Source organism: Mesorhizobium sp. CA4 (assembly GCF_020165075.1).
In the GTDB taxonomy this organism is placed as follows: domain Bacteria; phylum Pseudomonadota; class Alphaproteobacteria; order Rhizobiales; family Rhizobiaceae; genus Mesorhizobium.
Map to the genome: position 1 here is coordinate 97726 of NZ_JAIUHK010000002.1, position 21719 is coordinate 119444.

Sequence of the window (21719 nt, forward strand, 5' to 3'; positions counted from 1 at the left end):
TGCGGCCCGCAAGGGGGAGATCGTATGTCGCGCAGGCTTTCGCCAATCGCCGGCCGCCTGCTCACCCCCGCTTTGCGTTCCGCTCCACCTTTCCGTTAATATGCGTGCGGCTTGGTTTTGGGGGGATCGGCAATGTCGGAAATCGCCAGGGGTACGACCTCGCTTTTGCGAGCATCGCTCAGCCGCACCGGCAAATGGGCGGCGAGCTTCGCCTTTATCAGCGGCGCGGTCGGCGACGTGCTCAACCCGCTCGGACCCTTTGCCGCCTATATCGCGCTTGGAGCCGCGGTCGCGGCGCTGATCATCGCCGTCGCCATGGTGCTGCGCCTGGTGCTGGCGGCTAAAGCCATGCCGGCGCTGATCTTCGCCACCAGCGCCGCGGCGATCGCCGGCGGCGTCTACGGCATCCAGCAGCAAACGAATTCGCAGAACGGCGTGGTCGCCAGCCTAGTGCCGGCGGTGGCCGAGCTGCAGCAGTCGCTGGGCATCGTCTCGCAGAAAGTGGCGAAGGTCGAGAAGACCGTCACAGAGACGCAGAAGATCGTCGAGGCGGTCAAGAAATCCACCGACACGGTGGCGAAGACGACTGAGGAGATCGCGCAGACGCAGACCAAGCAGACCGCGCAAGGCGCCGAGACGCAGAAAACCGTCGAAGCGGTCAAGCAGACCACCGACAACCTGGCCGCGGGCCAAGAACAGCAGCAGGCGCAGGTGGAAAAACTGCAGGCGACGACCGAGCAGGTCGCCGCTTCGATCGACACGATCGCCAAGGGATTCGCGCAGCTCTCTGCGCAGGGCGGCGCGATCGCCGATCCGAATCGCCCGGACGAGTTTTATCACAATGCCCGCGTCTACGAGCTTGCCGGCGACATGCTCAACGCGCGCCGCTCCTATCTTGCCTTTGCCGGCTTCGATGTCGACGCGGTCGACCCCTACACGCGCTTTGCCACGCTGCTCAGGGTCCAGGACGGCAAGGCCGGCGCCCGCGAAGTGTTCGGTTCTCTGGCGGAAAAGGCCAAGGCGCCGTCGCTCAGGCTTGTCCATCTGTTGCAGTTCGACGACGCCCAGCGGGTGGACAAGCTCAACGCCTTCATCGCCGCCAACCCGGATTACGCGCCGGCTTATTTTCTCCTGGCGCAGGAATTTTCCGAGGATCGTCTCGGCAGCCAGACGCTCGCCGACAAGCGCAGCGAAGCGCAGGCGCTGGCCAAGTTCGTTTCCTATGAGAAGGGTGGCGGCCTGCTCAGATATTTCGTCGATCAGACCCAACTGGCCGACTGGCTCGACCGCAGCCGCACGCGTCTCGCGGCATTGGGCGACGTGCTCGACCCGTCGCGCTTCGTGCCGACGCTGACGCCGATGCGCTCCAACGCCGGCTGGTCGATGACGATCTCGCTGCCGGAGCCGGCGACTGCGATTTCCTGGCGCCTCGGCGATAGCGGTCCGTTCACCGACACCGGCCTGATGGCGATGAACGACCAGCGCACCGGCAAGCCGATGCCCAATCCGAGCTTCGAATTGCCGGACAGCACCGCCGCCGCCATCATCGCCATCAAATATCTCGACATCCGCGGCCGCGAGACCGGCCCGTTCGACATCCGCTTCGATCCGGATTCGGCGCTTCAGCAAGGCAACAAGCAGATCCTCGACCAGTTCTGGACGTCTTGGATCGCCTTCGACGCCGGCGGCAATCGCGGCTTGGTCTATTTCACCCAGATGCTCTCCTTCCGCTGCGCCATCAAGGCGGTGCATTACGGCCTGAACGGCACCGCGCTCGACAAGGAGATCAAGATGCCGCCCTGCGACGCCAAGGACCCCTACGCCATCCCCTCCGACTACCAGCCTTACTTCAAGGTCAAGGACGACGTGAAATCGATGGCGGTGCAGGTGACCTATACCGACGGCACGAAGTCGCCGGTCAGGGAGTATAAGCGGCAGTAGGGTTCCTTATCCTCCCCCTTGTGGAGAGGGTCGATCCGCGCAGCGGATCGGGGTGGGGATCGAAAGAATACTTTCTTTGAGCCCACCCCGTCGACCGGTCTCCGCTTTGCTCCGACCGCTCGCCGACCCTCCCCACAAGGGGGAGGGTGAGGAACTGATGCAAATTGCCTGCCATCTCGCTTGCGTATCCGGTGCTGGACAGGCTTTGCTGCCGCGAGAAAAAGATTCGCCGGGAGGCATCCATGGACACGGCTACCATCACCGCAAAGGGCATCTCCGTCTCGCTCGATCTCGCCGTCGGTCACATCAGTGCCATGGACATCGAAGCCGACGGCCGCGTTCTGAAACCGCTGCATCGCGCGCCCTGGGTCGGCACGCCGCGCGAGACATTGCCTGAGAGCCTCCCCGAAGGCACGGTGAGGCTCTCCGGCGATTTCCTCTGCGCGCCCTTCTCCGCCAGCGACGTCGAGGCCGCACCCCTGCATGGCTGGCCGGCCAACAGCGAATGGGACGTCGTCGAAAGCGCCGCCATTGCCGGCGGCTGGCGGGCCGTTTTTCGGCTGCGCCGCAAGGTGATGGGCGCCGCTGTCGACAAGGTCTTCACGCTGCGCGACGGCCACCCCTTCCTCTACCAGGAGCACATCTTTTCCGGCGGCTCGGGCGCGATCTCCGTCGCCCATCATCCGATGACGGCCATGCAAGGCGGCGGCCGGTTGGCCTTCTCGCCAAAACGCGTGGCGGTGACGCCCGCCACGCCGCTCGAGCCCGATCCGGCGCGCGGCAGCTTCATGCTGGCCTATCCGGCCCGCGCCGGTGACCTTGCGCAGTTTCCGCTCGCCGCCGGCGGCACAACCGACCTCACCGACTACCGCATCGAAGACAGGCGCGAAGATTTCATCACCCTGGTCGAGGCGGATCACGGCGGGCCGGGCTGGACGGCGATTGCCCGCCGCGCCGAGCAGGACCTGGTTCTGGTGCTGAAGAACCCGGCCGAACTGCCGGTCACCATGCTGTGGTTCTCGAATGGCGGCCGCGACTACGCGCCCTGGAGCGGCCGTCACGTCGGCGTGCTCGGCGTCGAGGACGGCCGCACGGCCGTCGGCCATGCCGCTTCGCTCGGCGACAACTGGCTGAAGCATGAAGGCGTGGCGACGGCCTTTGCGCTGGCCGAGGGGCGGTCGGTCTCGTTTCGCCATGTGATCGGCGCGGTTCCGTTCGCCGAGGCCGGACCGCTAGGCGGCCTGGAAACCGCGCCTGACCGCTTGCGTGTCCTCGCTGCCGGCGGGGCAGCGCGGGAGGTGCCGTTCGACGGCGGGTTCCTGCGCATCGGCCGTTCGGTTCCTGCTTGAGAGGTCGGCCAGGATGGGTCCGCGCAGCGGACGGGAAGCCAATTGCTTGGCTTTCCGAGCGACGAAAGCCGGTAGGACAGAGGGGGTGCTGTCCCGCCGGCGTTTTGGATTTCTGCATGAACCGGCAGCATGTGACCGGCAGCTTGCGATCTAAACGACGTTCTAAGATTTGAAATTTCCGCTCGGTGCCGCCAAAATGTCGGCCGAACAGCACCGGAAAGGCGCCTATGTCCGAGATCGCTCATATCACAGCCGCCATCTTCAAGCGCGCCGGCAAGGCCAAACGCTTCGTCGTCGCCATCGCTGGTCCGCCCGGCGCCGGCAAGTCGACAATATCCGCCTCATTGCATGAGCTTTTGCCGGAGGGCAGCTCGGAGGTCGTGCCGATGGACGGCTTCCACTATGACGACATTATTCTCAACCGCCGCGGCCTGCGTCCCCGCAAGGGCGCGCCGGAAACCTTCGATTTCGCCGGCTTCGAGACGCTGCTGAAGCGCATCCGCTCCGGCGAACCCGATATCGCGATTCCCGTGTTCGACCGCAGCATGGAACTGTCGCGCGCGGCGGCCGAAATCGTTTCCGCCGACACCAAGTTTGTCCTGGTCGAAGGCAACTACCTGCTGCTCGACGAGGAGCCCTGGTCGCGGCTGGCGCCTTTGTTCGATTTCACCATCTTCGTCGACGTGCCGCGGGCTGAGCTCGAGCGCCGGCTGATGGAGCGCTGGCGCGAACACGGCAAATCCGACGAGGACGCCCGCGCCTGGATCGCCTCCAACGACATGCCCAACATCGAGCGGGTGCTGGCGCGGCGCCGGCCTGCCGATATGGTCGTCGGTTCCTTGGTTATTGGTTAACCTGCTCAATTTTCAATAGTTTTGGGCGGGAACCTTAAGGTTTTCGCGCCGTTATGGCCCTATCCCGAATTGTCCGGCGCCGGAGCAATTCCAGGAAGGCGGCGAACGCTTTCCCTCCGAAACTGCGAACCGAGAATGCAGGAGCCGTCAGATGGCAACGAACAGCAGAAAAACCGCGCCCAAGAAGGCCAGGGCCAGCCAATCCAGGATGACGCAAGCCCCAGCCGGCGCCGGCCCCGCGGCGGCCGAACGATCGAAGGACGCCAAGCCGGCTTTCGGTAAAGCAGCGCCGAAGAAAGTGACGCCCGGCGCGGCCCACAAGGTCGCGGCCAAAGCGCAGAAGCCGCACAAGCCAGCTGCAAGCAAATCGGGTCCGATACGCACGGTCGCAAGCGTTGCGACTGGCGCGGTGGTGGCGACTGCAAGATTGGCCGCGTCCATGCTTGGCAGGCGAACCAGCGCCAAGTCGAAATAAGAGCCGAAATAAGAGCCCTAGCCTTTCGCTGGAATGGTGAGCCCCCGCTTCACCGCCGGCCGTGCCAAGCCGCGCTCCAGCCATTCGGCGACGGTCGGGAAATCGTCGAAGCCGACCAGGTCGCGCGCCTCGTAGAAGCCGATCAGGTTGCGCACCCAGCCCAGCATCGAGACATCGGCGATTGTGTAGTCGTCGTCCATGATCCATTTGCGGCCCTTCAGGCGCGTTTCGAGCACGCCGATCAGCCGCCGCGACTCGTCGCGGTAGCGCTCCAGCGGCCGCTTGTCGGCAATTTCGCGCCCGGCGAATTTGTGGAAGAAGCCGACCTGCCCGAAGATCGGGCCGATCGCCGCCATCTGGAAGAACACCCATTGGATCGCCTCGTAACGGCGCGCCGGATCGGCGGGAATGAGCTTGCCGGTCTTGTCGGCCAGATAGAGCAGGATGGCGCCGGACTCGAACAGGCCGATCGGCTTGCCGCCCGGACCGTCCGGGTCGATGATCGCCGGTATCTTGCCGTTCGGGTTGAGCGACAGGAATTCCGGCGTCCAGCTCTCGTTCTTGCCGATATCGACATAATGCGGCTCGTAGGGAAGGCCGATCTCCTCCAGCGCAATCGAGACCTTCACGCCATTGGGCGTCGTGGCGGAATAGAGCTGCAGGCGCTCGGGATGTTTGGCCGGCCAGCGCTTGGCGATCGGAAAGGCGGACAGGTCGGTCATCGCAAACTCCGAATGCGGATTGGCGCGGGGCGGCGCTTATGGCGGGTCAGGGAGAATTAGGACCCCGGCCAGCCGGGATCAATACGCCGCCAGATCAGGATGACGTTTCGTTGAATCGGCATCCTGATCTAACTCTTTGTTGGAGCATGATCTTCTCCGAAAACCGGCTCCCACCTTTCGGCATCATGCTCCCACCAGCTTGCCGTGCACACACAGTCAGCCGGTCGGCTTCGGCCGGTCAGATCGCCTTGAAGGCCAGCACCGCATTGGTTCCGCCGAAGGCGAAACTGTTGCTGAGCGCGGCGCGCACCTTGCGCTCGCGCGCCGTGTTCGGCGTCACGTCGAGATCGCATTCCGGGTCCGGCTCGCGATAGTTGGCGGTCGGCGGCACCATGCCGTCACGGATCGCCATCACGCAGGCGATCATCTCCAGTCCGCCCGAAGCGCCGAGGCAATGCGCATGCATCGACTTTGTCGACGACACCGAAAGCGAACGGGCATGGTCGCCGAAGACGCGCTTGATCGCCGCTGTCTCGATCTGGTCGTTGGCCTTGGTGCCGGTGCCGTGCGCGTTGAGATAGTCGACATCTTGCGGATTGAGCCCGGCATCAGCCAGGCAGAAACGCATGGCCGCTTCCGGTCCCTCGACGGTCGGCGCGACGATGTCGGAGGCATCGGCCGAAAGCCCGACGCCGGCGATCTCGGCCAGAATCGTGGCGCCGCGCGCCATCGCATGATCATAGCTTTCCAGCACCGCCATGCCGGCGCCTTCGCCGAGCACAAGGCCGGCACGGTCGGCCGAGAACGGCCTGCAGGTGTCGGGCGAAAGCACTCTGAGCGCCTCCCAGCCCTTCAGCACGCCCCATACCAGCGGCGCTTCGGTGCCGCCGGCGACCATCACGTCGGCGCGGCCGAGCCTGATCTGGTCGACGGCCGAGGAAATCGCATGGTTGGCGGACGAGCAGGCTGAAGTGGCGCCGAAGACAGGGCCGCGCAGCCCGAGATTCATGCTGACTTGGCCGGCGGCCGCGCCCGGCATCACTTTCGGCACGGTGAAGATGGCGGCGCGGTTGCGCCCTTCGAGCAGGATTGCGCGGTAATTCTCCTCGATGGTCTCGAAGCCCGCGACACCGACGCCGACGACTGCACCCATCCGGTAGGTGTTGTCGGCATGCGCGGTCAAGCCCGATTGCCGCATCGCTTCCCGCGCCGCGATCACCGCCAGCAGGCTGAAGCGGTCCATCGACACCCCCTGCTTGCGGTCGATGCCATGATCCGGCAATTGCTTGATTTCGCAACCGGTCTTGACCTTGAGGTCATGCAGCGACGGATTGTCGATGGGGCCGATGGCGGAGCGGCCGGCGCGCATGGCGTCCCAGATCCCCGCCGCATCGTTGCCGAGCCCGCAAATCCCGCCGATACCGGTGATGACGACGCGTTTTTGCATGCAGTCAGGCTTTTTTCGCGATCAGTTCGCGAACCGCCTCGACCATGTCGCCGACGTTCTTGAGATTGCTCCAGGCATCGACCGTGTTCATTTCGATCTCGATGCCGTATTTTTCCTCGAGATCGAAGATGATCTCGGTCAACTCCAGCGAATGGATACCGAGCGTTCCGAGATCGGTGCTGGCGGTGATTTCCTCGCCGCCGGTGTCGGCATGCGCTTTGATCTTTTCGATGATCTCGGTCGTCAGTTGGTCAGCCATTCGGTTCCTTCCCTGTCGTTTCCCGACGCCAACTGATCAGCGCCTTTTTTATCCCCGGATCCAACAAACGCCGTTGCCCTTACCTCGCCAGACACCGCGCGACCGCTCCAGGGTGGCTTCCCTCTATAGAAACCAAAACGATGTCAAGCAACAAGCGATATATCGACAAAGCCGCCGGAGTGCTTAACCTGGAATCGTGGACACGATCGAGAACACCCTGACATCCCGGCCCGCTTTGCCTGCGGCCGCCGCTCCTTTGCCTGCCGCGCAACGTGTTGCCGGGCGAGCCAGGCTTTTCTGCGGCAAGGGCGATGGCCGGACACGCTTGCAGCGCCTCTACCAGGACGGATCGGCCAAGATCCGCCTGCCGGCGGTGCAAGGCGATCCGCTCGAGGCGGTGCTCATCAACACGGCTGGCGGGCTGACCGGCGGCGACCGCCTTGGCTGGACGATCGAGGTCGGCGCCGATGCCTCAGCCTCCATCACCACCCAGGCCTGCGAGAAGGTCTATCGCGCCGCCGCCGACAGGGCCGAGACAAGCGTCGGCCTGCGGGTCGGTTCGGGCGGCCGCATCGCCTGGTTGCCGCAGGAAACCATCGTTTTCGACCGCGCCGCCTTCGCCCGCACTCTGGATGTCGAGCTTGGCGACGATGCCGAGGCATTGATGCTCGAAGCCACGCTGTTCGGCCGGCTTGCGATGGGCGAGCGGATGGTTCAAGGCAGTTTCCATGACCGCTGGCGGGTTCGCCATGGCGGTGCGCTGGTCCATGCGGAGGATTTCAGGCTCGGCCCGGACATCGCCGCAACGCTCCAGCGGCGGGCGGCGACCGGCGACGCGCTTGCCGTCGCCACGGTGCTCTTCGTTTCGCCGCAAGCGGAAGATCTGCTGGGCAAGGTCCGGGCCATCATCGGCGATCCTGGCACCGGCGGCTGGGGCGGCGCCAGTTTCTGGAGCGTCGGCCGATCTGGCAAGCTTCTTGCGAGGCTCTGTGCCGGCGACGGCTACCAGCTCCGCAAGCGGCTGGTTCCGCTCGTCGAACTGCTTAATGGGCGGGCGGGCCTGCCCAAATTGTGGTCACTCTGATCTGAAACACCGGGATATTGCATGAATCTTACGCCGCGTGAAAAAGACAAGCTGCTCATCGCCATGGCGGCGATGGTGGCGCGCAAGCGCCTGGAGCGCGGCGTCAAGCTCAACCATCCGGAAGCCATCGCCCTGATCACGGACTTCGTAGTCGAAGGGGCGCGCGATGGCCGCCCGGTCGCGGAACTGATGGAGGCGGGCGCCCATGTCGTCACCCGCGCCCAGGTCATGGAGGGCATCGCCGAGATGATCCATGACGTCCAGGTCGAGGCGACGTTCCCCGACGGCACCAAGCTGGTGACCGTGCACGAACCGATCCGGTGAGGAGGAAGACGATGCTGGAGCTCAGGCCCAATTGCGAATGCTGCGACAAGGATCTGCCGCCGGAGGCGACCGATGCGCTGATCTGCACCTTCGAATGCACCTTCTGCGCCGACTGCGTGGATAATGTGCTGGGCGGCGTCTGCCCAAATTGCGGCGGCAATTTCGCGCCGCGGCCGATCCGGCCGGCGGCCAAGCTGGCGAAATATCCGCCTTCGACCAGGCGCGTGCTCAAAGCCGAAGGCTGCGGTCCGCGCAAGGCCGCTTAACCGGGTCAATTGGAAAGGGCAGAAAGATGATCCCCGCTTCGACGAAACGCAGCACGCTCGCCGTCGTCCTGTTGCTGGCGGCCGCCATGCCCGCCTACGCCCATGTCGGCGTCGGCACGACCTCTTCCTTCGCAGCCGGGTTCGCGCATCCGCTGTCCGGGCTCGACCACATGAGCGTGATGATCGCCGTCGGCCTTTGGGCGGCGATGAAGGGCGGCAAGGCCGTCTGGGCCTGGCCGCTGGCCTTCGTCGGCGTGATGCTGGCCGGCGGCGCGCTCGGCATGCTGCATGTGCCGGTGCCTTTCGTCGAGCCGGCTATCCTCGCTTCCGTCGTGGCGCTCGGTCTGCTGGTGGCGCTGGCGATCGACCTGCCGGTCTCGGCCGGGATCGCCATCATCGGCCTGTTCGCGCTGTTCCATGGCCATGCTCATGGCACCGAAGTGCCGGAAAATGCCGGCGGTTTTGAATATATGGCCGGCTTCGCGATGGCGACGGCGCTGCTCCACGGCGTCGGCATCGCGGCCGGTCTCGGCCTGGGCTCGCGCTTCCGCGGCGTGGCGCGCACCGCCGGCGCAGCTTGCGCGGCGATTGGCGTCGGCCTTGCCTTTGGCATGTTGTGAGGGTGCGATGATCCCCGGCGAAGTCATTACGGCCAAAGGCGGTATCGACCTGAACAAGGGCCTGCCCACGGTGACACTCAAGGTCGCAAACAGCGGCGACCGGCCGATCCAGGTCGGCAGCCACTATCATTTTTACGAAACCAATGAGGGCCTGAAATTCGACCGCGAGCGCGCGCGCGGCATGCGGCTCGATATCGCCGCCGGCACGGCCATGCGCTTCGAGCCGGGACAGGAGCGCGACGTCACGCTCGTGCCGCTGGGCGGCAAGCGCGAGGTCTACGGTTTCCAGCAGAAGGTGATGGGCAAGCTGTGAGGTCCGGCGCGCTCACATCACTTCGGCGGCTTAGCGGCGGCATAGATGACGACCTTCCCCGGATTGTCGAACTCCACGGCAAGCACGTCCTCGGCCTGCACGCGCCGCGAATCGATTGCGTTGAAGAGCAAGGCGTTCGCCTCGATCTCCTGGCGCAATTCGGCGACATCCTCCTGATGCTGCTTCACCTTGTTCTCGATGGCCGGCGGCGGTCCGCCTTCGCTGCGCGCCGCGTCGGTCAGGAAGATGATGTCGACCGTGTCGAGCTTGGTGATCTTGCGCACCGCGCCGATATTCTCGCGGGTGCGGTCGATGGCCGTGATGACCTTTCCGGCCTCCGTCGTGGACAGCGCCTCTTCCTGCCGGACATCGGAATCGACGATTGCCGCGGCAGGCCGGCCGTTGTCCAGCGGCTGCGCCGCGGACGCCGCATGGGTCGCGGCCATGAAAAGCGTGGCGGCAGCCACGGGACTCCATTTTGCAAAACGCGGGGCAGTCGCCATCGCTCGCTCCTGAATGAACTTGTGGCGGGGCGAAAACAGCGAAACGGTCCTGTCTGGCCGCAGGTTCCCTTCAAAAGCCGGCAGGCGGACCGCAAGGCGGCCCGCCAAGGCACGCAATCAGCTCGCTTTCTTGGTGATCAGCGTCAGCGCGCCATTGGGCTGCATGCTGGCGGCGATCACCTGCGCCGAGCTCATGCCCTTGGCTTCGAGCGCGGATTTCACCTTGGGCGTGGCGTCGATCGACTTGCGCAATGTCTGCAGGCCGGCATCGCCGCGCTGCGCCACGATCTGGTTGACCTGCGTCTGCGCGTCCTTGGGCAGTTCGGTGATGTCGACGACGTTGACGCTCTGGATCGCTGGCGCCGCGGACTGGGCTTTCGGCGCGGCGGGTGCGGTGGGCGCCGGGCTAGGCTGCGGTGTCGGCTGCTGCTGAGCGCTGGCAGCTCCGGCCATCATCAGACTGGCGGTCGCGGCGAGAAGTATCGCTTTGCGCATGGATATTCCTTCCATCGGCTTGGGAGTGATTCCGCCCGCCTCAACGGCCTGATGGGAACGCTCAAATGGGCGCTCAAAGTGTCGCCGGGCGGGTCATTGCATGACCATTGGATGGCGACAATGTGTGCCCCGCGTCCAAACAACCTTACTTTTGGCGACCTGAATTTCGGGAGCAATTGCTGATGGCCAGGATAAGCCGTGCCGCCTATGCGCAAATGTATGGACCGACGGTCGGCGACAAGGTGCGGCTTGCCGACACCGAGCTCTTCATCGAGGTTGAGAAAGACCTCACCGTTTATGGCGAGGAAGTGAAATTCGGCGGCGGCAAAGTCATCCGCGACGGCATGGGCCAGAGCCAGGTCACGCGGGCCGAGGGTGCTGTCGATACCGTCATCACCAATGCGCTGGTCGTCGACGCGCTCACCGGCATCGTGAAGGCCGATATCGGCCTGAAGGACGGCCGCATCGCCGCGATCGGCAAGGCCGGCAATCCGGACACCCAAGCTGGCGTCACCATCATCATTGGCCCCGGCACCGAGATCATCGCCGGCGAGGGCAAGATCCTCACGGCCGGCGGCTTCGACGCGCATATCCACTTCATCTGCCCGCAGCAGATCGAGGAAGCGCTGATGAGCGGTATCACGACGATGCTGGGCGGCGGCACGGGCCCCGCGCATGGCACCCTGGCCACCACTTGCACGCCCGGCCCCTGGCACATGGCGCGCATGATCCAGTCCTTTGACGCGTTCCCGATGAATATCGGCCTGTCGGGCAAGGGCAATGCCTCAAAGCCCGCGGCGCTGGAAGAGATGGTGCTGGCCGGCGCCTGCTCGCTGAAATTGCACGAGGATTGGGGCACGACCCCGGCCGCCATCGACTGCTGCCTGTCGGTCGCCGACGCCTACGACGTACAGGTGATGATCCATACAGATACGCTGAACGAATCGGGCTTCGTGGAAAACACGGTGGCGGCCATCAAGGGCCGCACCATCCATGCCTTCCACACCGAGGGCGCCGGCGGCGGCCACGCGCCCGACATCATCAAGGTCTGCGGCCTGCCCAACGTCATCCCGTCCTCGACCAATCCGACCAGGCCCTACACGGTCAACACCTTGGCCGAGCATCTGGACATGCTGATGGTCTGCCATCATCTGTCGCCGTCGATCCCCGAGGACATCGCCTTCGCCGAAAGCCGCATCCGCAAGGAGACGATCGCGGCGGAGGACATACTGCACGATATCGGCGCCTTTTCGATCATCTCTTCCGACAGCCAGGCCATGGGCCGGGTGGGCGAGGTGGCGATCCGCTGCTGGCAGACCGCCGACAAGATGAAGCGCCAGCGCGGCGCGCTGCCTGACGAGACCGGCGACAACGACAATTTCCGCGTCCGCCGCTACATCGCCAAATACACCATCAATCCGGCCATCGCGCACGGCCTGTCGAAGGAGATCGGCTCGATCACCGTCGGCAAGCGGGCGGATCTCGTGCTGTGGAACCCGGCCTTCTTCGGCGTCAAGCCGGAGATGGTGCTGGTCGGCGGTTCGATCGCGGCAGCACCCATGGGCGACCCGAACGCCTCGATCCCGACGCCGCAGCCGATGCACTACCGGCCGATGTTCGGCGCCTACGGCAAGGCCTTGACCAACTCCTCGGTGACCTTCGTCTCGAAGGCGGCGTTCGATGCCGGCCTGCAGGGCAGGCTGGGTGTCGACAAGGCGATGATCGCGGTCGAGAACACCCGCTGCGGCATCGGCAAGCATTCCATGGTGCTCAACGACGCGACGCCGCAGGTCGAGGTCGATCCCGAAACCTACGAAGTGCGGGCCGACGGCGAGTTGTTGACCTGCGAACCCGCGACCGTGCTGCCGATGGCGCAGAGGTATTTCCTGTTTTAACAGTCGGCTGATCGGTGAGTGGGCAAATATCGTTGCGGCTCGCGCGCACAGACCGCAATATGCGGCAAAGCAGCAGCCGCATTGTGATTACGCATGCCCACCGAAATCGCCTCTCCGCACGACATCTTCCCGCATATCCGCATCGTCATGGGCATGGTGATCGGCCTCGGCGTCACGCGGCTGCTTTCGGGAACTGCCCGCATCGTCCAGCATCCCGGCCAGTACCGGCTCTATGCGGTGCATCTCGCCTGGGTCGCTTCGGTGCTGTTGATGCTGGTGCATTTCTGGTGGTGGGAGTTCGGCCTCTACGCCATCGAGAACTGGACCTTCGGCAAATATCTTTTCATCATCTTCTACGCCATCACGCTGTTCCTGCTCTGTGCGCTGCTGTTTCCGGATTCGATGCTCGATTACACCAGCTACGAGGATTATTTTTACTCGCGCCGCGCCTGGTTCTTCGGGCTGCTGGCGGCGACCTATCTGCTCGACGTGGTCGACACGCTGCTCAAAGGTCCGGAGCATTTCGCCCGCTTCGGCAATGAATATCTGATCCGCACGCCGGTCTTCGTCGCGCTTTGCCTGGTGGCGATCCTGGTTCGCGACCGCCGTTTCCACATCGCTTTCGTCGCGGCCGCGCTTGTCTACCAGGTATCGTTCATCCTGCGGCTCTTCGACACCATCGTCTGAGCGCCATTGGGCTGATGCGGGCGATGGTCTAAGGTTTCGGAAAAGCAAGGTTAACCATGTACAACGCCGTCGGATCGCGCGGATCCCGGGTCAGCCGGGTGCTCTGGATGCTCGAGGAACTCGGGCAGCCCTACGAATTCGTCGAGGTGAAGCTACGCTCGCCGGAGGCCTATGCGCTCAACCCCTCCGGCAAGGTGCCGATCCTGATCGACGGCGAGCTCAAGGTCACGGATTCAGCGGCGATCTGCGTCTATCTGGCCGACAAACATTCTGACAAGGGCATGGGCGCCAATCCCGGTCTCGCCGGCCGCGCCGAGATGGATTCCTGGATGCATTTTGCCCAGAGCGAGCTGGAAGCGCCGCTCTGGAACAAGCTGCGCCACCGCTTCCTGCTGCCCAAGGATGTTCGGGTCGATGTCGGCCCAGCCGCGGCCTATGATTTCGCATCCGAAATAAAGGCGCTGGATCGCCGGCTTGGCGATCAGCCCTTTGCGCTGGGCGACCGGTTCTCCGCCGTCGACGTGCTGCTCGGCGATATCGGCGGCTGGGCCCGCGCCGGGCGTTTCCCGATCGATTCCGAGCGCGTCAACGCCTATTTCGACCGTGTCCTTCAGCGCCCCGCTCGTGCAAGGGCGCAAGCCAATGGCGGAGCCATGAAATGAAGCTCAACATTAACACCGATTTCACAAAATTCCCGCGTGCCGTTTCGGTGCTCGCCGCCGGCGATCCGGCTTTGACCGAACCCTACGACAAAGCCGTGCTGCCGCATGACGAGCGGCACCTGCGTCGCCGCGCCATCGAGACGGCCGGTGGCGAAAAGGTGCTGGTCGACCTGCCCGAGCCGGTGGCGCTGAACAATGGCGACCGGCTGGTGCTGGAAGACGGCCGCCAGCTCGAAATCGTCGCAGCACCCGAGGAGGTCTACGACATCCGCGCCCGCGACGCGGTTCATCTCACCGAACTCGCCTGGCACATCGGCAACCGTCACCTTGCCGCGGCGATCGAGGCGGACCGCATCCTTATCCTGCGCGATCATGTCATCAAGGCGATGCTCGAAGGCCTCGGCGCCACGGTGAACGAGGTTTCGCAACCCTTCAGCCCAGTGCGTGGCGCCTATTCCGGGCATAGCCGCGACCACGGCCATTCGCATGGTCACGATCATGACCACCACGGCCATGATCACGATCACCACGATCATGCGCACGACCACGACCACCACCACCACCACCACCACCATGACTGAGGAGCTTTCCAGCGTCGCGCTGCTGCGGCTGATGGCCTGGCTGTCGCCGTCCTTTCCGGTGGGCGGCTTCTCTTACAGCCACGGCCTCGAACGCGCCGTGCAGGACGGGCTGATCGCCGACCGGGAAGATCTCGCCGGCTGGCTGGAGACGCTGGTCGAGATCGGCTCGGGCTGGAACGATGCCGTGCTCTTCGCCGAAAGCTGGCGCCGCGGACGGGACGGCGGCGATCTCAGCGAGGTTGCCGCGCTGGCCGAGGCGCTTGCCGGATCGCAGGAGCGTCATCTCGAAACCATGCTGCAGGGCACGGCCTTCCTCCAGGCGGCGTCGGCCTGGTCGTCTCCGGTGCTGGAGCGTTTGCCGGCCGATTGCCCCTATTGTGTTGCGGTCGGCGCCGTTGCGGGCAGCGGCGCCATCGTCCTTTCGGATGCGCTTTCCGCCTTCCTGCAGGCTTTCTTCTCCAATCTCGTGCAGGCGGCAATCAGGTTGGGTGTTGTCGGCCAGGTCGACGCCGTCGCATTGTTAGCCGGCTTCGAATCGCTGGCGCTGGCGACTGCGTCGCGTGCCGCCGCTTCCAGCCTGGACGATCTGGGCGGCGCGGCCTTCATGTCCGACATCATGGCGATGCAGCACGAGACGCAATACTCCAGGCTGTTCCGCTCATGATCGTGCTTGCCGTCATCCTTTCCTTCGTCCTGCTCCTGATCACCACGCTGCATGTCTATTGGGGCATAGGCGGCATCTGGCCGGGCACGGACCGCGCGTCTTGCGCCCGCGCCGTCGTCGGCTTCCGCGGCGTCGATGAGATGCCGTCGTCATTCGCGAGTTTTGCTGTCGCCGCTTGCCTCGCGCTCGCGACGCTCTGGCCGCTGGCGCTCGCGGGTATCTTTGCGACGCCCTTTCCAAGAGAAGGCCTGGCTGCCACGGCGATGATGATCGGCCTCGTCTTCCTCGGCCGCGGCATTGCCGGCTTCACGCCCTGGTGGCGCCGGCTTGCGCCCGAACAGCCTTTCGCGTGGCTTGACCAAAGCCTTTATTCGCCGCTTTGCCTCTTGATCGGGGCAGGCTTCGCAATCCTTGCCATCACGGAGTTTCCGGCATGACGTCGAAAAACGGTCCTCTTCGCATCGGCATCGGCGGCCCGGTCGGCTCCGGCAAGACGACGCTTACCGAACAGCTCTGCAAGGCGCTGCGCGACGATTTCTCGATCGCCGTCGTCACCAACGACATCTACACCAAGGAGGACGCGATGATGCTCGCGCGGCTGCAGGCGCTGCCGGAAGAGCGTATCGTCGGTGTCGAGACCGGCGGTTGCCCGCACACGGCCATCCGCGAGGATGCCTCGATCAATCTGCGGGCCATTGCCGAGCTGAACAAGAAATTCCCTGATCTCGACATCATCTTCATCGAATCTGGTGGCGACAACCTCGCCGCCACCTTCTCGCCGGACCTTGCCGACTTGACCCTCTATGTCATCTCGGTCTGCCAGGGCGAGGAGATCCCGCGCAAGGGGGGCCCGGCCATCACCCGCTCGGATTTCCTGATCATCAACAAGAGCGACCTTGCGCCTTATGTGAACGTCAACCTCGACGTCATGGAGAGCGACGCCCGCCGCATGCGCGGCAAAAGGCCGTTCGGCCTCACCGACCTGTCGCGCGGCAAGGGCTTGCAGGAAGTGATCGAGTTCATCGTCGAGCAGGGCGGCCTGCAGTCGGCGCGCCCGGCGGCTTGATCCGCTGAGCCAGCGTTTACCGGTTGCTGGCAGCCGCCATGCGCGGCATTCTCGGAACACAACCCAAGCGGAGGATTTCGATGAGCCTTGCCCGTCTGCACAAGGAACCGCTGAGCAACCTGCCTTACTATGAGGAGCGGGTCGATCTTGCCGCCGCCTTCCGCTGGACGGCGCGGCTCAACATGCATGAGGCGGTGGCAAACCACTTCTCGCTGTCCGTCAGCGAGGACGGCACGAAGTTCCTGATGAACCCCAACCAGGTGCATTTCTCGCGCATCAAGGCGAGCGACCTGCTGCTGATCGACGCCAACGATCCCGACACGCTGTCCGGCCCCAACGCCCCCGACCCGACCGCCTGGGGCCTGCATGGCGCCATCCACCGCAACGTCCCGCATGCGCGCTGCGTCATGCACGTCCATTCGATCCACGCCACCGTGCTTGCCTCGCTGGCCGATTCGACGCTGCCGCCGGTCGACCAGAACTCGGCCATGTTCTTCAACCGCCATGTCGTCGACGCCAATTATGGCGGGCTGGCCTTCGAAGAGGAGGGCGAGCGCTGCTCGCAGCTTCTGACCGACCCCAAGGTCAAGGTGATGGTCATGGGCAATCACGGTGTGATGGTCATCGGCGACACTGTCGCCGACACCTTCAACCGCATGTTCTACTTCGAGCGCGCCGCCGAGACCTACATCAAGGCGCTGTGGACCGGACGTCCGCTGCGCACGCTCTCCGACGAGATCGCCGAGAAGACCGCGCGCGAGATGGACGACTACCCGGGCCAAGCCGAGCGCCATCTGGCCGAGCTGAAGGCGATCCTCGACGAGGAAGAGCCGGTCTACCGGAATTGATCTTCCTTCTCCCCGGTCACGGGGAGAAGGTGCCGGCAGGCGGATGAGGGCAGCGCTGACGCCGGGGCTCAGAGCCCCAGTTGCGCCCGCAACTCCTCGGCGCTGTTGATGACGATGGCGCCGGGCGGACCTTCCATCGGCGCTTCCGGCCAGAAGATCGTCTTCATCCCGGCCGCCAGTCCGGCCATGGCGCCCGTGAGGCTGTCGTCGACGGCGAATGCGTCTGCCGGCTCGACCCCGGCCAGATAGGCGGCGCGCAGGAAGGGCTCGGGCAGCGGCTTGCCGTCGATCACATCGTTGCGGCTGACCGTCAGCATACCGGGATAGACAAGGCCGACGGCGCGCAGATTGGCATCGACGATCAGCCGGTCGGAGTTGGATACCACCGCCTGCTCGACGCCGAGCGCGCGCAATTCGTTGAACACTTCGATCGCGCCGGGACGCGGCTTCAGCGTTGCTGCCAACGGCAGATAGTGATCGTATTTGCGCACGATCCAGTCATCGAAGGGCAGGGCGAGGCCGAACTCGTCGCGCAGCATCTCGTAGACCGGCCATGCCGCGATGCCCAGCACCCGCTCATGCAGGTCGGGCGGCGGGGCGATGCCGACGCTGCGCAGGGCGGCCGCGAGTGCCGCCTCGTGCAGCGGCTCGCTATCGACCAGCGTTCCGTCCATATCCCAGAAAACGGCTTTCGGCGTCATGCGCGGCTCCTCTCGCCGATCCCTTAATCGGTTTCCCGGCGGAGATAAACCGTCCCACAGGCAAATGGTCGGAAGCGCGACGAATTCATCGTTCGGCAGCCTACGAGGCGTCCAAGCAATTGCTCTTTCGATAGACAATTGCGCGCCGAAATATTCGCGGTAAGCTATGGCGCCCGATTCAGCATTCTTGCGGGCGGGGAGGCGGACGTGAATTCGCGACAGGAAACCGGCAACACCAGGTTGGACGAAGCCGCGCGCGCCGGCTGGCTCTATTATGTTGCCGGCAACACCCAGGACCAGATCGCCGCCAAGCTCGGCATCTCCAGGCAGACGGCGCAGCGGCTGGTATCGCTCGCCATGTCGGAGGGCCTGATCAAGGTGCGGGTCGATCATCCGATCGCCAACTGCCTGGACCTTGCCGCGCGGCTGAAGTCGCGCTTCGCGCTCAACCTTGTCGAAGTGGTGCCGAGCGACCCGACCTCGAGCTCGACGACGATCGGCATCGCCGAGGCGGCCGCGGCCGAGATCGAACGCCGGCTGCGCTCTGAGGCTCCCATCGTCATGGCGATCGGCACCGGGCGCACGCTGAAGGCGGCGATCGAGCAGCTGCCGCCGATGGACTGCCCGCAGCACAAAGTCGTGTCCTTGACCGGCAACATCTCGCCCGACGGCTCGGCCGCCTTCTACAACGTCATCTTCACCATGGCCGACCGCGTCAAGGCGCGGTCCTTCCCGATGCCGCTGCCGGTCATCGCCTCCTCACCGGAAGAGCGCGAGATGCTGCTCAACCAACCGATGATCCAGCCGACCCTGGCGCTGGCCGCCGAAGCCAATGTCACCTTCGTCGGCATCGGCGATCTCGGGCCCAAGGCCCCGCTCTACGAGGACGGCTTCATTTCCGAAAGCGAGCTGAAGGCGCTGCAGAAGGCCGGCGGCATCGCCGAGATCGTCGGCTGGGTCTTCGACCGCGAAGGCCGCATGATCGAGGGCATCACCAACGACCGCGTGTCCTCCGCTGCGCTGCCGTCGCGGGAGAAGTCCCTGGTCATCGCCTTGGCCATGGGCGAGCGCAAGCTGCCTGGCATCCTCGCCGCCGTCAACCGCCGGCTGGTCAATGGCCTCATCACCGATGAACGGACGGCCGAAGCCCTGCTTGCCGGCTGACTGCCCATAAAAAGAGCCTCCTACTATTGCGAACGGCCTCGCGGGTCGTTGCCGTCGAGAAACCCCATGTCCCGCTGCAGATGCTCGGAAAATTCCCGGACATCGAGATAGCCGCGCCTGCGGCCGGCAAACCTTGCAAATCCCCGCACCAGCGCGAAAAACCAGCCCCGTGCCGGGGTTGAAACGAGTTTTTCCTGAACCGTGACCATGATCGTCAGCCTTCGCAATGCTTGAACTGGATTGACCGTCGACCCCAAATATCGGTCTGGCCGGTTCGTGCTTCCAATCAAACCTCGATCATGACCCATAAGGAGGCCTTATGCCCGATCTGAACTCTCCGCAGCTTGCGCCGCTGCCGCCGCTGCAGGCGATCCGGGTGTTCGAAGCGGTGGCAAGGCACCTGTCCTTCACCAAGGCGGCGCAGGAGCTGGGCATGACCCAGGCGGCTGCGAGCTACCAGATCAAGCTGCTGGAGGAACGCATCGGCGCGCCGCTGTTTCTGCGCCGTCCACGGCAGATCGAGTTGACCGAGCCCGGCCAGCGCCTGGCGCCCGCCGTCAGCGAGGCTTTTTCCATCCTGGGCCAGGCCTATGCCGCGGCGCGCGGCGGCGCCGACGGCCTGCTTTGCGTCACCACCGTGCTGACCTTCGCCTCGAACTGGCTGGCGCAGCATCTGGGCTCGTTCCAGCTTGCCCATCCCGCAATTGCCGTGCGGCTCGACACGTCCAGCCGCCTGACCGATTTCGCGCGCGAGGATGTCGATCTCGCCATCCGCTCCGGCGGCGGCAAATGGCCGGGCCTCGAGGCTCACAAGCTGCTCGACGCCGATTTCACGCCGATGCTGAGCCCCAAGCTCGCGGCGAGCATAGGCGGCGTCAAGGAGCCGGCTGACCTGCTGCGCCTGCCGATCCTCGACCCCGGCGACATCTGGTGGTCGCAATGGTTCGAGGCCGCCGGCGTGACCGGGCATGATCTCGCCAAGCGGCCGGGCTCCAGCATGGGCGCGCAGGCCTATGAGGCGAACGCGGCGATGGCCGGCCATGGCGTGGCCATCCTGACCAGAGCCCTGTTCAAGAACGAGCTCGCCGACGGCCGCCTGATCCAGCCCTTCGACCTCGTTGGCGATGACGGCCATGCCTATTGGCTGGTCTATCCGACGGCGCGCCGCAACGTGCCGAAGATCCGCGCCTTCCGCGACTGGATCCTGGCCGAGATCGCCTGCCCGTAAGCCGACCGCCGTAGCATCCTTCGCGAAGGGGACCGGCTTGTCGCCGGATCGGGTCACGTTGCGTCACTTCTGCTGCGCTGCAGCATAGATTCCCGCTTGACATAAATCACGGCAAGTGAGTAATTGCTCATAACCAAGGCAAATGCTCATCTTGGTTTATGGGAGGAATTTTGATGAAACTTCGCACGCTCACCCTGGGCCTGTTGTCGGCCAGCGCCCTCGCTTTCGCCGCGCATGCCGAATCCATCACCATCGCCACTGTCAACAATGGCGACATGGTCCGCATGCAGAAGCTGACGGACGACTTCACCAAGGCCAACCCGGACATCCAGCTCAACTGGGTTACCCTTGAAGAGAACGTGCTGCGCGAGCGCGTCACCACCGACATCGCCACCAAGGGCGGCCAGTACGACGTCATGACCATCGGCACCTATGAGGTTCCGATCTGGGCGAAGCAGAACTGGCTCCTGCCGCTCGACAAGCTCGGCGACGACTACGACGTCAAGGACATCATTCCGGCCATCGCCGGCGGCCTTTCCGTTGACGGCAAGCTCTATGCCGCGCCCTTCTACGGCGAGAGCTCCTTCGTCATGTACCGCAAGGACCTGATGGAGAAGGCTGGCTTGAAGATGCCCGACGCGCCGACCTGGGACTTCATCAAGCAGGCCGCCGACAAGATGACCGACCGCGCCAACGGCGTGAATGGCGTGTGCCTGCGCGGCAAGGCCGGCTGGGGCGAGAACATGGCCTTCCTCACCGCCATGTCGAACTCCTTCGGCGCCCGCTGGTTCGACGAGAACTGGAAGCCGCAGTTCGATCAGCCGGAATGGAAGAACACGCTGCAGTTCTATGTCGACCTGATGAAGGCCGACGGTCCGGAAGGCGCTTCCTCCAACGGCTTCAACGAGAACCTGGCGCTCTTCCAGCAGGGCAAGTGCGGCATGTGGATCGACGCCACCGTCGCGGCGTCCTTCGTCTCCGATCCGAAGGCCTCGAAGGTTGCGGACAAGGTCGGCTATGCGCTAGCGCCCGACAACGGGCTCGGCAAGCGCGGCAACTGGCTGTGGGCATGGTCGCTCGCCATTCCCGCCGGCACCCAGAAGGCCGATGCCGCCGAGAAATTCGTCTCATGGGCGACCTCGAAGCACTATCTCGAGCTCGTCGCCTCGAAGGAGGGCTGGGCCAATGTTCCTCCTGGAACGCGCTCCTCGCTCTACGCCAATCCTGAGTACCAGAAGGCGGCGCCCTTCGCGAAGATGACGCTGGACTCCATCAACGCCGCCGATCCGACGCATCCGACCGTCAAGCCGGTGCCCTATGTCGGCGTGCAGTTCGTCGCCATCCCTGAATTCCAGGGCCTCGGCACCACCGTCGGCCAGCTCTTCTCGGCAGCCCTTGCCGGCCAGTCGAGCGTCGACGACGCGCTGAAGCAGGCTCAGGACGCCGCCACCGCGGCGATGACCGAAGGCGGCTACATCAAGTAAGGCTCCTCCCGGTGCCGAACGCCGGTAGCGCATCATGACCGGCAAGGGGCCGCCCGAAACCCAGTTCGGGCGGCCACCCTTCAAAAT

At 64.7% G+C, this 21719-nt stretch carries 27 protein-coding genes; 20 read left to right on the plus strand and 7 right to left on the minus strand.

Going from position 1 to position 21719, the window contains the following annotated elements; genetic code table 11:
• Positions 1-132 precede the first annotated feature (132 nt).
• The 4 genes from LB528_RS02100 to LB528_RS02115 all read left to right on the plus strand — a co-directional run bounded on the left by LB528_RS02100 (position 133) and on the right by LB528_RS02115 (position 4619).
• On the plus strand, positions 133-1941 hold the full coding sequence (locus tag LB528_RS02100; RefSeq protein ID WP_224713665.1) for a methyl-accepting chemotaxis protein: 1809 nt from the start codon (positions 133-135) through the stop codon (positions 1939-1941).
• A 242-nt stretch (positions 1942-2183) separates the two neighbouring features.
• A complete protein-coding gene (locus LB528_RS02105; RefSeq protein WP_224713666.1) occupies positions 2184-3290 on the plus strand; it encodes a hypothetical protein in 1107 nt (368 codons plus the stop codon).
• A gap of 227 nt (positions 3291-3517) precedes the next feature.
• Positions 3518-4144, plus strand: a complete 627-nt coding sequence (locus LB528_RS02110; protein ID WP_224515018.1) for a nucleoside triphosphate hydrolase — start codon at positions 3518-3520, stop codon at positions 4142-4144.
• A gap of 151 nt (positions 4145-4295) precedes the next feature.
• The gene (locus tag LB528_RS02115) at positions 4296-4619 is read left to right on the plus strand and encodes a hypothetical protein (protein WP_224515020.1); all 324 of its coding nucleotides are present in this window, start codon (positions 4296-4298) and stop codon (positions 4617-4619) included.
• 17 nt (positions 4620-4636) lie between these two features.
• Here LB528_RS02115 and LB528_RS02120 read toward each other — a convergent pair whose 3' ends face one another.
• The 3 genes from LB528_RS02120 to LB528_RS02130 all read right to left on the minus strand — a co-directional run bounded on the left by LB528_RS02120 (position 4637) and on the right by LB528_RS02130 (position 7047).
• Positions 4637-5341, minus strand: a complete 705-nt coding sequence (locus LB528_RS02120) for a glutathione S-transferase family protein (RefSeq protein ID WP_224713667.1) — start codon at positions 5339-5341, stop codon at positions 4637-4639.
• A 238-nt stretch (positions 5342-5579) separates the two neighbouring features.
• On the minus strand, positions 5580-6788 hold the full coding sequence (locus LB528_RS02125; RefSeq protein WP_224713668.1) for a beta-ketoacyl-[acyl-carrier-protein] synthase family protein: 1209 nt from the start codon (positions 6786-6788) through the stop codon (positions 5580-5582).
• A 4-nt stretch (positions 6789-6792) separates the two neighbouring features.
• The gene (locus LB528_RS02130; protein ID WP_041003067.1) at positions 6793-7047 is read right to left on the minus strand and encodes an acyl carrier protein; all 255 of its coding nucleotides are present in this window, start codon (positions 7045-7047) and stop codon (positions 6793-6795) included.
• A 235-nt stretch (positions 7048-7282) separates the two neighbouring features.
• Between LB528_RS02130 and LB528_RS02135 the strand changes: the two genes are divergently transcribed.
• From LB528_RS02135 to LB528_RS02155, 5 genes are read left to right on the plus strand one after another with little or no spacing between them, the layout of a single operon-like run.
• The gene (locus LB528_RS02135; protein ID WP_411962088.1) at positions 7283-8131 is read left to right on the plus strand and encodes an urease accessory protein UreD; all 849 of its coding nucleotides are present in this window, start codon (positions 7283-7285) and stop codon (positions 8129-8131) included.
• A gap of 21 nt (positions 8132-8152) precedes the next feature.
• Entirely contained in the window at positions 8153-8455 is a 303-nt protein-coding gene (locus LB528_RS02140) for an urease subunit gamma (RefSeq protein ID WP_224515023.1), read from the plus strand.
• A gap of 11 nt (positions 8456-8466) precedes the next feature.
• Entirely contained in the window at positions 8467-8721 is a 255-nt protein-coding gene (locus tag LB528_RS02145; RefSeq protein WP_224515024.1) for a DUF1272 domain-containing protein, read from the plus strand.
• A 26-nt stretch (positions 8722-8747) separates the two neighbouring features.
• Positions 8748-9341 (plus strand): HupE/UreJ family protein, encoded by a 594-nt coding sequence (locus LB528_RS02150; protein ID WP_224515025.1) that lies wholly within the window; start codon positions 8748-8750, stop codon positions 9339-9341.
• Between the two features lie 7 nt (positions 9342-9348).
• Positions 9349-9654 carry an urease subunit beta gene (locus tag LB528_RS02155; RefSeq protein ID WP_224515026.1) on the plus strand — a complete coding sequence of 102 codons (306 nt, stop codon included), beginning with the start codon at positions 9349-9351 and terminating at the stop codon, positions 9652-9654.
• A 17-nt stretch (positions 9655-9671) separates the two neighbouring features.
• Here the strand turns inward: LB528_RS02155 and LB528_RS02160 are convergent, their stop codons facing one another.
• Positions 9672-10157, minus strand: coding sequence for a hypothetical protein (locus LB528_RS02160; protein ID WP_224515027.1), 486 nt, complete (start codon positions 10155-10157; stop codon positions 9672-9674).
• Between the two features lie 117 nt (positions 10158-10274).
• The gene (locus LB528_RS02165; RefSeq protein WP_224515028.1) at positions 10275-10652 is read right to left on the minus strand and encodes a hypothetical protein; all 378 of its coding nucleotides are present in this window, start codon (positions 10650-10652) and stop codon (positions 10275-10277) included.
• Positions 10653-10834: 182 nt separating this feature from the next.
• Between LB528_RS02165 and ureC the strand changes: the two genes are divergently transcribed.
• The 8 genes from ureC to LB528_RS02205 all read left to right on the plus strand — a co-directional run bounded on the left by ureC (position 10835) and on the right by LB528_RS02205 (position 17055).
• The gene (gene ureC / locus LB528_RS02170; protein WP_411962087.1) at positions 10835-12547 is read left to right on the plus strand and encodes an urease subunit alpha; all 1713 of its coding nucleotides are present in this window, start codon (positions 10835-10837) and stop codon (positions 12545-12547) included.
• Between the two features lie 93 nt (positions 12548-12640).
• A complete protein-coding gene (locus LB528_RS02175; RefSeq protein WP_224515029.1) occupies positions 12641-13234 on the plus strand; it encodes a hypothetical protein in 594 nt (197 codons plus the stop codon).
• Between the two features lie 56 nt (positions 13235-13290).
• The gene (locus LB528_RS02180) at positions 13291-13896 is read left to right on the plus strand and encodes a glutathione S-transferase family protein (protein ID WP_224713669.1); all 606 of its coding nucleotides are present in this window, start codon (positions 13291-13293) and stop codon (positions 13894-13896) included.
• Positions 13893-14477 carry an urease accessory protein UreE gene (gene ureE, locus LB528_RS02185; RefSeq protein WP_224713670.1) on the plus strand — a complete coding sequence of 195 codons (585 nt, stop codon included), beginning with the start codon at positions 13893-13895 and terminating at the stop codon, positions 14475-14477. The genes LB528_RS02180 and ureE overlap by 4 nt, the downstream gene beginning before the upstream one ends.
• Positions 14431-15141: an urease accessory protein UreF gene (locus tag LB528_RS02190; RefSeq protein WP_224713794.1), complete on the plus strand. Its 711-nt coding sequence runs from the start codon at positions 14431-14433 to the stop codon at positions 15139-15141. Before ureE ends, LB528_RS02190 begins: the two co-directional genes overlap by 47 nt.
• The gene (locus tag LB528_RS02195; RefSeq protein ID WP_224713671.1) at positions 15138-15578 is read left to right on the plus strand and encodes a DUF3995 domain-containing protein; all 441 of its coding nucleotides are present in this window, start codon (positions 15138-15140) and stop codon (positions 15576-15578) included. Before LB528_RS02190 ends, LB528_RS02195 begins: the two co-directional genes overlap by 4 nt.
• Entirely contained in the window at positions 15575-16207 is a 633-nt protein-coding gene (ureG, locus tag LB528_RS02200; RefSeq protein WP_224713672.1) for an urease accessory protein UreG, read from the plus strand. The genes LB528_RS02195 and ureG overlap by 4 nt, the downstream gene beginning before the upstream one ends.
• Positions 16208-16287: 80 nt before the next feature.
• The gene (locus LB528_RS02205; protein ID WP_224713673.1) at positions 16288-17055 is read left to right on the plus strand and encodes a class II aldolase and adducin N-terminal domain-containing protein; all 768 of its coding nucleotides are present in this window, start codon (positions 16288-16290) and stop codon (positions 17053-17055) included.
• A 68-nt stretch (positions 17056-17123) separates the two neighbouring features.
• On the opposite strand, the gene LB528_RS02210 is transcribed toward LB528_RS02205, so the two are convergent.
• Complete coding sequence (locus tag LB528_RS02210; protein ID WP_224515037.1) at positions 17124-17756, minus strand: HAD family hydrolase; 633 nt, start codon at positions 17754-17756, stop codon at positions 17124-17126.
• Between the two features lie 207 nt (positions 17757-17963).
• Here LB528_RS02210 and LB528_RS02215 point away from each other — a divergent pair, with 207 nt between their 5' ends.
• Positions 17964-18920 (plus strand): sugar-binding transcriptional regulator, encoded by a 957-nt coding sequence (locus LB528_RS02215; RefSeq protein ID WP_224713674.1) that lies wholly within the window; start codon positions 17964-17966, stop codon positions 18918-18920.
• 23 nt (positions 18921-18943) lie between these two features.
• On the opposite strand, the gene LB528_RS02220 is transcribed toward LB528_RS02215, so the two are convergent.
• Positions 18944-19177, minus strand: a complete 234-nt coding sequence (locus LB528_RS02220; protein WP_224713675.1) for a hypothetical protein — start codon at positions 19175-19177, stop codon at positions 18944-18946.
• A gap of 62 nt (positions 19178-19239) precedes the next feature.
• Here LB528_RS02220 and gcvA point away from each other — a divergent pair, with 62 nt between their 5' ends.
• Both gcvA and LB528_RS02230 read left to right on the plus strand, forming a co-directional pair.
• Positions 19240-20148, plus strand: a complete 909-nt coding sequence (gene gcvA, locus LB528_RS02225; protein WP_224515039.1) for a transcriptional regulator GcvA — start codon at positions 19240-19242, stop codon at positions 20146-20148.
• A 173-nt stretch (positions 20149-20321) separates the two neighbouring features.
• Positions 20322-21632, plus strand: coding sequence for an ABC transporter substrate-binding protein (locus LB528_RS02230; RefSeq protein WP_224515040.1), 1311 nt, complete (start codon positions 20322-20324; stop codon positions 21630-21632).
• The last annotated feature ends 87 nt before the right edge of the window (positions 21633-21719 follow it).

Excerpts from the sequence above, each read along its gene's own strand:
- LB528_RS02145 (WP_224515024.1), top strand. The coding sequence starts at position 8,467 with ATGCTGGAGCTCAGGCCCAATTGCGAATGCTGCGACAAGGATCTGCCG.
- LB528_RS02150 (WP_224515025.1), top strand. The coding sequence starts at position 8,748 with ATGATCCCCGCTTCGACGAAACGCAGCACGCTCGCCGTCGTCCTGTTG.
- LB528_RS02155 (WP_224515026.1), top strand. The coding sequence starts at position 9,349 with ATGATCCCCGGCGAAGTCATTACGGCCAAAGGCGGTATCGACCTGAAC.
- ureC (WP_411962087.1), top strand. The coding sequence starts at position 10,835 with ATGGCCAGGATAAGCCGTGCCGCCTATGCGCAAATGTATGGACCGACG.
- LB528_RS02205 (WP_224713673.1), top strand. The coding sequence starts at position 16,288 with ATGAGCCTTGCCCGTCTGCACAAGGAACCGCTGAGCAACCTGCCTTAC.
- ureE (WP_224713670.1), top strand. The coding sequence starts at position 13,893 with ATGAAGCTCAACATTAACACCGATTTCACAAAATTCCCGCGTGCCGTT.
- LB528_RS02165 (WP_224515028.1), bottom strand. The coding sequence starts at position 10,652 with ATGCGCAAAGCGATACTTCTCGCCGCGACCGCCAGTCTGATGATGGCC.
- LB528_RS02110 (WP_224515018.1), top strand. The coding sequence starts at position 3,518 with ATGTCCGAGATCGCTCATATCACAGCCGCCATCTTCAAGCGCGCCGGC.
- LB528_RS02210 (WP_224515037.1), bottom strand. The coding sequence starts at position 17,756 with ATGACGCCGAAAGCCGTTTTCTGGGATATGGACGGAACGCTGGTCGAT.
- ureG (WP_224713672.1), top strand. The coding sequence starts at position 15,575 with ATGACGTCGAAAAACGGTCCTCTTCGCATCGGCATCGGCGGCCCGGTC.
- LB528_RS02100 (WP_224713665.1), top strand. The coding sequence starts at position 133 with ATGTCGGAAATCGCCAGGGGTACGACCTCGCTTTTGCGAGCATCGCTC.
- LB528_RS02195 (WP_224713671.1), top strand. The coding sequence starts at position 15,138 with ATGATCGTGCTTGCCGTCATCCTTTCCTTCGTCCTGCTCCTGATCACC.
- LB528_RS02175 (WP_224515029.1), top strand. The coding sequence starts at position 12,641 with ATGCCCACCGAAATCGCCTCTCCGCACGACATCTTCCCGCATATCCGC.
- LB528_RS02105 (WP_224713666.1), top strand. The coding sequence starts at position 2,184 with ATGGACACGGCTACCATCACCGCAAAGGGCATCTCCGTCTCGCTCGAT.
- LB528_RS02140 (WP_224515023.1), top strand. The coding sequence starts at position 8,153 with ATGAATCTTACGCCGCGTGAAAAAGACAAGCTGCTCATCGCCATGGCG.
- LB528_RS02190 (WP_224713794.1), top strand. The coding sequence starts at position 14,431 with ATGCGCACGACCACGACCACCACCACCACCACCACCACCATGACTGAG.
- LB528_RS02115 (WP_224515020.1), top strand. The coding sequence starts at position 4,296 with ATGGCAACGAACAGCAGAAAAACCGCGCCCAAGAAGGCCAGGGCCAGC.
- gcvA (WP_224515039.1), top strand. The coding sequence starts at position 19,240 with ATGCCCGATCTGAACTCTCCGCAGCTTGCGCCGCTGCCGCCGCTGCAG.
- LB528_RS02130 (WP_041003067.1), bottom strand. The coding sequence starts at position 7,047 with ATGGCTGACCAACTGACGACCGAGATCATCGAAAAGATCAAAGCGCAT.
- LB528_RS02125 (WP_224713668.1), bottom strand. The coding sequence starts at position 6,788 with ATGCAAAAACGCGTCGTCATCACCGGTATCGGCGGGATTTGCGGGCTC.
- LB528_RS02120 (WP_224713667.1), bottom strand. The coding sequence starts at position 5,341 with ATGACCGACCTGTCCGCCTTTCCGATCGCCAAGCGCTGGCCGGCCAAA.
- LB528_RS02160 (WP_224515027.1), bottom strand. The coding sequence starts at position 10,157 with ATGGCGACTGCCCCGCGTTTTGCAAAATGGAGTCCCGTGGCTGCCGCC.
- LB528_RS02230 (WP_224515040.1), top strand. The coding sequence starts at position 20,322 with ATGAAACTTCGCACGCTCACCCTGGGCCTGTTGTCGGCCAGCGCCCTC.
- LB528_RS02180 (WP_224713669.1), top strand. The coding sequence starts at position 13,291 with ATGTACAACGCCGTCGGATCGCGCGGATCCCGGGTCAGCCGGGTGCTC.